The sequence below is a fragment of the Actinomadura fibrosa genome (assembly GCF_900659615.1).
Classification (GTDB): Bacteria; Actinomycetota; Actinomycetes; order Streptosporangiales; family Streptosporangiaceae; genus Spirillospora; species Spirillospora fibrosa.
The window spans coordinates 16,108-27,624 of sequence record NZ_CAACUY010000126.1 but is presented as its reverse complement, the minus strand read 5'-3'; the positions used below and the strand labels follow the sequence as shown (position 1 = coordinate 27,624).

8 protein-coding genes and 1 pseudogene are annotated in these 11,517 nt (G+C 70.8%); 5 read left to right on the top strand and 4 right to left on the bottom strand.

Annotated elements, in window-relative coordinates:
• The 4 genes and pseudogenes from E1300_RS50430 to E1300_RS52830 all read left to right on the top strand — a co-directional run.
• Positions 1-482: hypothetical protein (locus E1300_RS50430; protein ID WP_207400058.1), on the top strand; the 482-nt coding region annotated here is incomplete at its 5' end.
• Positions 483-811: 329 nt separating this feature from the next.
• Positions 812-1,780, top strand: coding sequence for a hypothetical protein (locus tag E1300_RS31210; RefSeq protein ID WP_131760690.1), 969 nt, complete (start codon positions 812-814; stop codon positions 1,778-1,780).
• Positions 1,781-1,865: 85 nt separating this feature from the next.
• Positions 1,866-2,687: an alpha/beta fold hydrolase gene (locus E1300_RS31205; protein ID WP_131760689.1), complete on the top strand. Its 822-nt coding sequence runs from the start codon at positions 1,866-1,868 to the stop codon at positions 2,685-2,687.
• A gap of 12 nt (positions 2,688-2,699) precedes the next feature.
• A pseudogene (locus tag E1300_RS52830) lies at positions 2,700-2,897 on the top strand (MerR family transcriptional regulator); the annotation flags it as partial.
• Positions 2,898-3,599: 702 nt separating this feature from the next.
• On the opposite strand, the gene E1300_RS31195 reads toward E1300_RS52830, so the two are convergent.
• Together E1300_RS31195 and E1300_RS31190 are read right to left on the bottom strand one after the other, a co-directional pair.
• A complete protein-coding gene (locus E1300_RS31195) occupies positions 3,600-3,806 on the bottom strand; it encodes a 4-oxalocrotonate tautomerase family protein (protein ID WP_131760693.1) in 207 nt (68 codons plus the stop codon).
• A gap of 23 nt (positions 3,807-3,829) precedes the next feature.
• Positions 3,830-4,735 (bottom strand): SDR family NAD(P)-dependent oxidoreductase, encoded by a 906-nt coding sequence (locus E1300_RS31190; RefSeq protein WP_131760688.1) that lies wholly within the window; start codon positions 4,733-4,735, stop codon positions 3,830-3,832.
• 171 nt (positions 4,736-4,906) lie between these two features.
• Between E1300_RS31190 and E1300_RS31185 the strand changes: the two genes are divergently transcribed.
• A complete protein-coding gene (locus tag E1300_RS31185) occupies positions 4,907-5,602 on the top strand; it encodes a TetR/AcrR family transcriptional regulator (protein ID WP_131760687.1) in 696 nt (231 codons plus the stop codon).
• Between the two features lie 51 nt (positions 5,603-5,653).
• Here the strand turns inward: E1300_RS31185 and E1300_RS31180 are convergent, their stop codons facing one another.
• Together E1300_RS31180 and E1300_RS31175 are read right to left on the bottom strand one after the other, a co-directional pair.
• The gene (locus E1300_RS31180) at positions 5,654-6,043 is read right to left on the bottom strand and encodes a hypothetical protein (protein WP_131760686.1); all 390 of its coding nucleotides are present in this window, start codon (positions 6,041-6,043) and stop codon (positions 5,654-5,656) included.
• Positions 6,043-11,340, bottom strand: a complete 5,298-nt coding sequence (locus E1300_RS31175; protein WP_131760685.1) for a PA14 domain-containing protein — start codon at positions 11,338-11,340, stop codon at positions 6,043-6,045. Before E1300_RS31175 ends, E1300_RS31180 begins: the two co-directional genes overlap by 1 nt.
• Positions 11,341-11,517 lie beyond the last annotated feature (177 nt).

The window sequence follows — 11,517 nt, the reverse complement described above, 5'->3', positions numbered from 1 at the left end:
CCTCCGCCGCGTCCGCCCCTGCCCCTGCCCCTGCCGCCGAGCGCCCCGCGCCCGCGTCCGCGTCCGCCGCCGAGCGGCCCGCGCCCGCTCCCGAGCCGGAACCGGAGCTCTCCCTCGTCAGCTCCGCCGCCGCGGGCAACAGCCTCAACGGCCGCAGCACCTACGGCACCGTCACCGACGAGCCGGCCCCGGCGGCGCCCGAGTACAACGCCGAGAACCTCCGCGCCCTCGTCATCGAGATCCTGGAGCAGCAGCACGGCGACGTCGCGGCGACGCTCGCCGAGGTCAGGGCCGAGGGCTACACCGTCGACCGCGCCGAGATCCAGCGCATCAGCGACAACCACTGGTTCCCGTACGTCGTGTACCGCCTGCTGGCCAAGCACCACGGCGACGGCGAACTGGTCGCCGAGGACCTCGACGCGCAGGGCATCCACTACGACCAGACCGCGCTGGACGAACTCGTCCGCTCCTGGCGCGTCTGACCCGAGAGCCTTTCTCTCTGGCGAGCCCCTGACCCGGACCCCGCCTTCGCGAACGAAGGCGTTGCACCCGCCGCGTCCACCGAATCCAGTGGACGCGGCGGACGCATGTAGGGCCCGCACACGGCCCGCCGCCGGGTAACCCGCGGCCGACCCTGCGCCCTCCAGGCAACCCAGTCTCGGCGGCGGCCGGACTCACGTCCGCTATGCGACCCGGTACAGGCGACCGGGCCCGATATCGGCCGGAGTCTGCCGTATCGGGGTGATCACGCTCCGCGCGTGCGACGCTGGGAGAGGAGTCCCTTACCGCGCCAGCGATGCCGGGAGAGCCGATGAAGACGCGTCTCGCCGCCGTGGCCGCCGCCGCCGCGACCGCTGGAGCCGCCGCCGGGTACCTGATCGCCCCCTCGCCCGGAGACGCCTCCGCCCGTCCAGCCGCCGCACATTCCGCCGCCGCCCGATCCGCCCCGGGCCGTCCGCTGCACGTCGCGTTGAACATGCCGGCCGAGGACCAGGCCCGCGCGGCGCGCCTCGGGTACGACCTGTTCGACGTGGCCCCGGACGAGGGCGCCGTCGCCGCGCTGCCGGCGGGCGGCCGGGCCCTGCTCTGGGTCGGCAACAGCACCTGCGGCGACTTCGAGATCGCCGACACGGACGACTTCGCCGCGACCGTGAAGCGGTTCGCCGGGAACGGCCGCGTCTACGGCTGGTACCTCTCGGACGAACCGAACCCGGACGAATGCCCCGGCATCGTCGAGAAGATCCGGCGGCGCGCCGACATCGTCCACCGGTACGCGCCCGGCCAGAAGGCGTTCGCGTCGCTGACGGACTGGCCGATGCGCCCGCTCCGGCCGTCCGCCGCCCACCTCGACCTGATCGGGCTCGACCCGTACCCGTGCCGCGCGGGCCGGTCGGGCTGCGACCTGGACGTGATCGACACGATGGTCGGCCAAGCGGCCCGCGCCGGCTTCCCCCGGCGCATGATCGTCCCGGTGGTCCAGACGTTCGGGCAGTCGTGCAACGACGGCGAGCGGACCTGGCGGCTGCCCGGCGCGGCCGAGCTGCGGTCCATCCTGGACCGGTGGGACCGGCTCGTCCCGTCCCCGGCGTTCGACATCAGCTACTCGTGGGGACGCCAGGACGAGTGGGCCTGCCCCGCCCTCGCCGACGCCGACGGCTCGGGCGGGCGTCCCGACCTCCAGTCCGTCATGAAGCGCCACAACCAACGCCGCACGCCCCAGGCCCCTCCCCCGACGGCGTCCACCCCCGCGAAGCCCTGTCCCACCCGCGACGTCCCTTAGAACGCCGTGGCGATGGTGCGCGGCCTGTGTCGCGTGGCCGTGGTCCTTGACCCTGACGCAGGGGCAATCTCTCAGCATCGTCGGCATGACCACGAGGAAGCACTTCACGATCGTCCATGACGGTGTCGCGATCCCGGTGTCGCGCGGGGGCCGGGGACGGCCGCTGGTCCTGTGCCCTGGACTGAACTCGACGCAGTCCGACCTGCACGAGTTGGCCGAGTCACTGCGGCGCGACCATGACGTGGTGACCTTCGATCTGCGGGGCCACGGTCTGGCCTCGGCCGCCGACCGGTACACCTTCGAGACGTTCCTCAGCGACGTGACCGCCGTGATGGCGGAACTGCACCACCTCGGTCTGGACGCGGCGCCCGTGCTCGTGGGCTACTCACTGGGCGCGGACCTGGCCGTGCACTATGCGTCCGAGCATCCCGGCACCGTGGACCGGCTTGTTCTCATCGACGGGGCGAACCCGGTGCCGGAACCGTTCATCACCGAGGCCCTCCTGCCGGAGCTTCGCGCGATGTGGGAGGACATGGTGACGCAGCGGGAGGCCGAGCGGGGCACCGCGCGTCAGGTGGTACTCACCGCCCAGGAGATACTCGACCTCAATGTCGAGATCGATGCCGTCCGGTCCGGGATCCTCGACCGGTACCGGAGGATCGACCGGCCCATCAGCATGATCATGTCGACCTCGATGGCCGGTGACAGCGGCGAGGGGTATGCGCCGCGCTTCAACCAGAACTGGCGTGCCGGCGTCGAGCAGCTCGTCCGCGAGCAGCCGCGCATCTCCACGACCTGGCTCGACGCCGACCACGCGCTGGTCTTCACCCACGCGCCGGAGATCGCCCAGATCATCCGGGCCACAGCCGGCGCAGTCGGTCAGGCGGGCTCCATGAACACCCCGTAGGAGACTGGTCCGATGCTGACCATCGGCGAGCTGGCGTCGTACGCCGGAGTGACGGTACGCGCGGTGCGGCACTATCACGCCAAGGGGCTGCTGCCGGAACCGGAGCGGGACCACTCCGGCTACCGCAGGTACGACGCGGGCGCCGTGATCGAACTGATCAGGATCCGGACTCTCGCCCAGGCGGGGGTCCCGCTGACACGGGTGCGGGAGCTGCTCCGGGCCGGCGAGGAGGAGTTCGCCGCGGCGGTCGCGGACATCGATGAGCGGCTGCGGGACGAGATCCGGCAGCGTCAGCGCCACCGGGAGCGGATCGCCCGGCTGGCCGCCGGGGACCGCCTGGCGCTGCCATCGGAGGTGGTCGAGTACCTCGACCGATTGCGGGCGCTCGGCGTCGCCGAGCGGATGGTCGAGGCCGAACGCGACGGCTGGATCCTGCTGGCCGCGCACTCGCCCGGGCGGGTCACCGAGTGGATGGCCCGCAAGCGCGAGCAGATCGCCGACCCCCAGCTCATCGACTTCTATCGCACCGTCGGCCAGGCCCTCGACCAGACGGCCGACGACCCGCGGCTGGTCGAGCTGGCCGACGAACTGGCCGCCTACATCACGCGGATGGCCGCGGAACAGGGCGAGGACTACGTCGACGACACCGACATGGAGCCACCGCTGGTCAAGCTGATGGACGCACGGGCCTTCGACACCGTTCCGGCGGCCCGCCGGCTGATCGAGTTGATGAGGAAGCGAGGCTGGACCGGGTGGACCAAGCTTGAGCGCGTGACCCCCGGACGACGCGCCCTCCCGCCGACGGGGAGGACCATGCCGACGAGCGGCGCGCTTGAGCACGGCCTCAGAGCTCCAAACGGTGTTGGCGCACCCCCGCCGGGACCGGGCGGCTGCCCGGCCCCCGGGGGTGGGTCAGCTGCGTCCGAGCATCTCGGCGGTGAGGATGTTGCCGCCGAGTCCCCAGCCGCCGTCGGGGACCTCGTCGACGAGGACCAGGGTCGTCGCCCTGGCGCGCTCGCCGTACACGTCGGCGTAGGCGTCGGTGACGGCGTCGATGAGCTTCTTCTTGGACTCGGGCGTGAGGGTGTCGGCGGGGACCTTGAGGTTGGCGAACGGCATGACGGTTTCCTTTCGTTGGGTGATTAGAGCGAGGCGGTCGAGGACAGCAGGTCCTCGATGCCTACGCGTCGGTAGAACTCGGCGCGGATCCGGTCGGCGACGATGGAGACCACTTCGCTGCCGTCTTTGCTGGGGTCGACGTGGCTGCGGAAAGGCCGCCGGCCCGCTGGGAGGCCGACGATGCGGACGATCTCGTCGGCGACGGACTCCGCCCTGGCGTCCGGTGGGATCAGGCGGTTCAGCCGGTCGGTCAGGCCGGCGCGGAGCTCGCCGTAGGGCTCCTCGTAGACCTCCTCGCGGGCCGTGTCCGATGGCCCGCCCGCGTTGGCGAAGTGGTTGGTGCCCGAGGTGAAGGCGCCGGGGACGACGATGGAGGTCTCGATGCCGAACCGGATGAGCTCGGCGGCGTAACTCTCCGCGAGGGCGTCCATGGCGGCCTTGGCCGCGAAGTACGGGGCGAGGAACGGCGGGTGCCCGCCTCGGGTGGAGGAGCTCCCCACCCACACCAGCAGTCCGGAGCCCTGGCCGCGCAGATGCGGCAGTGCGGCGCGGTTGACCCGCTGGGCGCCGAGGACGTTGACGTCGTAGACGGCGGCGAGGTCCTCGGCCGTGAACGCCTCGGCCGGGCCCAGGACCATGTGGCCCGCGTTGTGGACGACGGCGTCGAGGCGGCCGTACCGGTCCAGGACGGTGCCGACGGCCAGGTCGGCGGACTCTTGCGACTGCACGTCCAGCTCGACCGCCGACAGCGCGAGGTCCTCCTCCTCGGCGAGCCGGTGCAGGGCGGCGACGGCGGGTGCGTTGCGGTCCGCGGTCCGCCGCATGCCGGCGGCGACGGCGTGCCCGTCGCGTGCCAGGGCCACGGCCGTCAGCCGGCCGAACCCGCTGGAGGCTCCGGTCACGACGATGACCTGTCGCTCGGCGGCCATCAGACGATCCGCCGCTCGCGGGAACCGCCGCTGACGACGGTCACATGCTGCTCACTCATAGATGCCTCCTCAAGGCGCATATCGTCGATAGGAATCGACCATATCGACGTTACGCAGCCACCGTAGCACGCATCTCGTATCGTTGTTAGCCACTGGCGCTATCATTGATCCATGACGGACACGGACCCGCTTCGCGCGGCGATGATCGAGGCCGCGGAGCGGCAGCTGGCGTCGTCCTCCGACCACGAGGTCGCCACGCGCGCGGTCTGCGAGGCGGTCGGGGTGAGCCAGCCCGTCCTCTACCGGCTGTTCGGTGACAAGCGCGGACTGCTGGACGCCGTCGCCGAGCACGGGTACGAGCGGTACACCGCGCTCAAGGCCGCCCAGGAGCAGACCGGCGACCCGGTCGCCGACCTGCACGCCGGCTGGGACGGCCACATGGAGTTCGCGCGGGCGAACCCGGCCCTCTACCAGCTGATGTTCACTCCGCGGCCATGGTCGCGCTCGACGGCGCGAGAGCGCGTGATGGACCTCCTGACGGCGGCGCTCACCCGGTGCGCGGCGGCGGGCGCGTTGAAACTCGAACCGCGAACCGCCGCGCAGCTGATCCTGGCGGCCAACATCGGGACCGCCCTGGACCACATCGCCCGGCCCGCCCTGTTCGACGACCCCGCGACGTCCCACCGCATGCGCGACGCCGTGTTCTCACACGTACTCACCACCACGCCCACCGAGCACGACACCGACCATCTGCGGACCGCCGCGCTACGCCTGCGCGCGCAACTCCAACTCGGCGGCACCGACGCTCTCGAACCAGCCGAAACCGCTCTCCTCCAACGATGGCTCGAACGCATCACACACCGCTGAACCTCCACGATCAGGGCCGCCAGAGAGCTCCCCAATGCCGGTTGTCGGAGGTCAGTTCTTGGAGATGGTGGAGATGCCGCCCATGGCCAGGGAGAACATTCGGGTGAGGGCCTGCCGGACGTCGGGGTCGCGGTCCAGGCGGTCCAGGGATGTGTACCTTGCCGGGTCGAGGTCGATGGTGGCGATCCCGCCTGCGGTGTCGTCGTCCACGGCGGAGAAGAGGACGAGGCATCGGTAGGCTCGTAGGGCCTCTCCTCGCGTCTCGCGCATCAGGGGCTGGAGGAGGACGGTGTCCTCTTTGACCTGGCTGCGGAGGGCGTCCGTGGACGACCATCGGGTGGCCCAGCCGCGGGCCTCGGCGTCCAGCTGGATCTCCAGCAGCTGGTCGAAGGTGAGCTGGCAGACGCGGAAATCGGGGTCGGTCGAACGGATGAAGGACATCAACCGCCCCCTTCGTAGACCTGGATCTTGATGGGCTCGTCCGGGTTGATACGCCCCTGCTCGATGCGTGTCTGGAGTTCGTCGAGGCGGTGATGGCCGCCGAGGATCGTCCCGTTGGGCGAGACGACGATTCCCTCTCCCGGTTTGGCGTTGTTGATCGCGTTGAGGAGTTCCTGGTCGCTGAGTTCCTCGTGGTACCACTGCGACGCTGGATCCCGAGTCGACTGCCCTGGAGTGTACTTCCCGGTGAGGTCGCCGGCCCTTTCGGTCCGTGCCGACCAGCCGGCGGCCTCGGCCGAGGGGTTGTTCGACTGGGGCTTGGCCGGTGCGGCCTGGGTGGGAGCGGATTGGGGGGCGTTGGGCCGGGGTCCGCTGTTGGCGCTGCCGCCGCCACCTCCCCGGCCGCCGCCACCGCCGCCACCGCCGCCGCCCCGGCCGATGCCACCACCGCCCATGCCCCCGCCGCCGCTCGGGCCTCGGCCGACCGGCCCGCCGCCGGTGCCCATCTCGCCCAGGACGCCGCCGCCTCCGTAGAAAAGGGGATCCGGATTGACGTTGGTGCCGGTGAGGTCGCGGTTGTTGATCGGGTCCGCGTTGGCGTAGTCGTAGTTGTTGGCCGAGCCGCCGGAGACCGGGTCGGTCTGCAGGAAGCGGCCGAGGGCGGGAAGGTAGGTCCGGGCGCCCATCTCCAAGGCTTGCAGGCCGGCGAGGTGTTCGACGGGGACGGTGTGCTGACCGAGCCAGCCGAAGTCCAGACCGCCCTCGGCGGTGGCCGGGATCGGAATGTCGCCGATGGTGCCGGTGTCGGGGTCGATGTTCTGGCCGAACGGGTCGTACAGGTGGAGTTCGCCGGTGCGGGCGCCGGTGCCGTCGGCGGTGAACAGGATGTCGCCGTGGACGTTCGGGTAGGCCCAGTTGGTGGTCTTGGCCGCGTCGTAGGTCTTGGTGAGGACGACACCGCCGGGCAGTTTCAGCACGCGCTGTCGCAGGTTGCCCGAGGCGTCGAGCACGAAGTCGGGCCCGCCCGAGTCGGAGGTGAAGGCGTACCGGGTCACCTGCGTGCTGTCCTGCGTCCGCGCGATGATGCGGTCGGTGACATCGCGGGTGTAGCGGATGGTGTGCGCGGCGGTCGAGGTGGAGACGTGGCGGCGGGTGGAGTCGTAGCCGAGGGTGTCGGTGCCGATTCTGGTGGTGTTGCCGTAGGTGTCGTAGTCGAGCGCCAGTGTGGTGGCACCGCTGCTGGAGACCAGCCGGTCGGCGTCGTCGTAGCAGTAGGTGGTGGTGGAGGCGGGGGCGCCGTCGCGACTGTCGGTCGCACTGGTGCGGTTGGTGTTGGCCCCGGCCTTGGTGTTCGGTCCGCAGCCGCCGTTGCCCGCGTAGCCGTAGGTGAGTTGGTGATGCGGGACGGTGGCGGCGATCAGGCGGCCGGCGCCGTCGTAGGTGTAGGTGTGGTCGTACGACCTGGCGGGGGTCGTGGTGTCAGTGGCGGTCGCGTCGGTGACGCGCTGGTCACGGGCGCGTGTGACGGAGTCGGTGACCGTCGATGTCTTGGTCTTCCACTCCAGTCTGGTGATGCCGGCGGCGTCGTTGTAGCCGACCTGGAGGTCTGAGGCGTTGCCGTAGTGGACGGTCTGCAAGAGCCCGGCGCTGTAGCCGGGCGTGGCGACCGTGGTGCCGTCCAGGTCCAGGCCGGTCAGGCGGGAGGCGTTGGTCCAGCGGTAGGCCAGAGTCGTGGATACGCCCTTGATCGTGGTGGTCTCGCTGGTCTTGCGCCCGGCGGTGTCGTACTTCCGGGTGGTGACCGCGCCGCCCGCGTCGGTGTAGGAGGTGACCTGACCGAGCAGGTCGACCACGGCCGTGGTCGAGCCGCTGGCGTCGCCGACCCTGGTGACCAGTGGATCCCCGCCCACGGCGTGGTCGTAGGTGATGGTGCGCGCCGGTTCCCCGCCCATCGCCGGGAAGGACTTCCTGATGACCCGGCCGCGGGCGTCGTAGCCGACACAGGACCACGGTTCGTTGTTGATCCGGGCGGCGACGATGTTGCCGGACGCGTCGTAGACCTGTTCGGCGGTGTTGGCCGACCCGTCGGCGTTCCTGGCCGCGGTGATCGTTTTGGCCATGCCGCCCTGGTTGACGGCCGGCGAGTTCTCGTCGCACGGGTTGGCGCGGGTCTCGTTGCCCTCGTAGAAGGTGAACGTGCCGCGTTTGGCCGGATCGGTGACGTCACCGGCGGGGAGGGCCTCGGCCAGCCGCCGCAGGTAACCGGCGCCGGGCCGTTCGTAGGTGTTGCGCCGGGTCAGGGCGAGCCCGTCCGGGTCGCTGGTCTTGGAGACCACCAGCCCGAACACCGGGTCGATCCCGTTGGCGGGGTCGGCGAGGCCCGTGGCCGTCCTCGTCGATGGTGCGCGTTCGGCGGCGGCGCCGGATCCACCGTAGGTGATCTTGCTTGTCTCGTAGGGATAGCGGGGCGCCAGGTACCGGCCGGGAACGGTCACGGCCTCGCCGGCCCCGGGCGGCGTCCACGTCAGGTTCAGGGCCGCGGTGTTCCCGCTCCGGTTGTAGTACTCGACGCGGATCCGGTGCCGGCTCCCGGCCTTGGCGTTGGTGTACTCCCCGGCCACCGCCGTGCTGGGTTTGTCGGTCCAGCTGTCGACCAGCAGCACGTCGTCGATCCACAGCCGAGCCCCGTCGACCACGGTCAGGCCGATCCCGTACTTACCGGTCTCGGGGAACTGGATCTCACCGGTGAACCGGGCGGACCAGCCGCCGCTGTTCGGCACCGGCGGGCTGCCGCCCCAGGTGGCGGACAGGGAGCCGTCACCGGTGCCGACTCCGGTCCGCCACACCGCGGGCACACCCGACAGGTTCGGGTTGTCGTACAGCGCGGCCTGGATCCCGGGGATGCCCTCGTCGTAGCCGACCCTGGCGTGCGGGACCTGGTCCCTGCACTCCGCCGTCGGGACCGGGCCGTCGAAACACGATGCCACCGCGGGTCCGTAGGTGTCGGTCGGCCGGTCGGCGTGATCGTAGACGGTGGTGGTGCGCCTGCCCCGGGAGTCGACGGTCGCGACGGGCTTGTCCTTGGCGTTCCATTCCTGCGAGGTGGTGACTCCGTCGGCGTCGGTCCACTTCAGGGCACGACCGGCGTCGTCATAGGTCACGGTACGGGCCCAGCCGTCGATCCCCGCCACGGTGACCTTCGTCAGCCGGTGTTCGAGGTCGTACACGTAGGCACGTCCGGGCCGTGGCGAGGCCACGACGTAGCCCCCGGGGTACGGGGCCTGGACCTTCACCGCCCGCAGGCGGGTCTCCTGGGTGTCCGCCTCGTAGACGCCCTCGTACTCGATCAGGGTCCGTTCGGCGAGGTTCCGCCCGTTCGGCGTCTGCCGGGCCAGCCAGTCGTACGCCAGCGAGGTGCGGACCTCGGTGAGCGGCCCGACGCTGTCCTTGAGTTTCTGCCTCTGCTCTTCGCCGGTGTCCGGACGGTCGTACTGGATCTTGTAGCCGTCCCGGTCCTGGTAGTTGTAGTCCGCGATGTCCGCGCCCGGGTTCTCGATCCGGGCCAGGGTGTCCATGACGTACCAGAGCCGGGTCTCCGTGCCGTCCCAGTACCGGATCCGGCACAGCGCCTGCGCGGGCGCCGGGTGCGAGCCCGCCGGACGGGCCGTTCCGCCGTAGCAGCCGTCGCTGCCGTCGGTGTTGTAGTACAGCGTGTGCGCCCGGCCCGTCACCGGGTCCCTGATCTGCGTCAACCGCGGGATCGCGCCGCTGTACACGTACTGCAGCGCGGCCGGTTTCTTGCTGTCCAGCACCGAGGTGACCTGGGCCAGCGTCCCGTCGACGTTGAAGATCGACGCCACGTCCTTCTCGGTGACGGTGATCCTGCCCTGGGCGTCGAACGCGAGGACACCGTCCTCGCCGGGCGGCGGTGTGTAGCCCCCGGCCGAGGATCTGGTCCAGGTGTGCTTGCCGCCTGAGGTGTCGGTGAGCACGACCGACCCGTCGAGCATCTCGGCCCTGGTGTAGCCGCTCCCGGCCACGCCGAGCGTCCAGCCCGCCGGAAGCGGCGGCGGGTCCTGCGCGTACAGCCATTCCGTCGTCACGATCTGGGGGCTGACGTTGTGGCTCCGCTGGGTCCCGGTGCCGGTCGTGCTCTTGGTCCACAGGACCATCCGGGGGCGTTCCGTGCTGCGGTGGTACAGCTCGACCTTGATCGCCGCGCGCTGTCCGGCGACCAGGGGGACGTCCTGTTCCCGCCGCGGGCCCGCCGTCAGGAAGCCCGTGCTCACATTCGCCGCGGCTTCGGGGTTGTCGTAGACGAGCCTGCCGTTCACCCAGACCTTCGCGCCGTCGGTGTGCGCTCCGGCGAACTGGTAGTCCCCGGACGCAGGGGCCTTGAAATGGCCCTCCCAGCGGATGACGTACCACTGCTTGTCCAGGGCGGGCGGGAGCGGGTTCTCCTTCCACGGCAGGTTGTCGTCCACGTTGCTCCACACGTTGCCCCAGTCGAGGTTGACCTGGGCCTCGCTGCGCACCAGGACCGGAACGTCGTCCGCCGTCCCGGTGTGCCGCGAGTCGTTGAAGTAGGACGCGCGCACGCCGTGCGGCTCACCCGCCCGCGAGTTGTAGCTGAACGTGACACCGGCCGGGCCGCCGATCGTCTCGAACTTCGGACCGGCCGCCTTGACCTGGGCGTTGCCGTTGAACAGGTTGACCCGCACCGGGCCGAGTTCGTCCGTCGGCTCCGGTCCCGGATCCCCCACCCGCTGGTCGACCCTGAAATGCGCCACCCAGGTCGGCGGCGTCACCGGCTGCCCGGCCCCCGTCGTCGTCCCCGCCGTCCAGGTGTACCTGCCGCCGTCGTGCAGCACATGCTTGGGCACCTTCCACTGCGGTGTGGTCAGGCACCCCGAGTCGACAACGCTGCCGGAACGGCCGTCGAAGCCGGTCGACACCTTGAAGCAGTACAGCGTGCCGCCCCCGACGTCGCGGACCTTCAGGGTCGGCATCTCGGTCGTGACCACGCTGTCGTCGATCGGGCCGACCAGGCTCGTCTCCGGCGCCCCGGCCGCAAGGGCCGCCTTCGCCGTCGTCTTGACGGCCAGCGGCGTGAAGTCCGCTTTCGGCTGTTTGGGCGAAGACTGCGGCCGGCGAGGCTTGACCGTCGGCGAGGACGTCATCAACGGCAGGTCCCGCCGTGGAATCCTCGGCCCCGGCTCCGCCTGCTCCGCCCGCGCCGTCGGCGGCAGAACGACCGCCTGGATCAGCGACACCGCCACGACCACCGACGTCAGCAACGCCGCGGCTCGCGACCGCGTTCGTTCCACCGACAGCCCACGCCGTAGCGCGCCGCTCCTGCCGCACCTGAACACGACACCTCCACGCACACTCAGCACACGGATGCGCCGAGCGGAGGCCCGGCCGGAAAGAGCTTATACAGACACGAGTGTTTTTTAGGGCTCCATCCAGTGGAC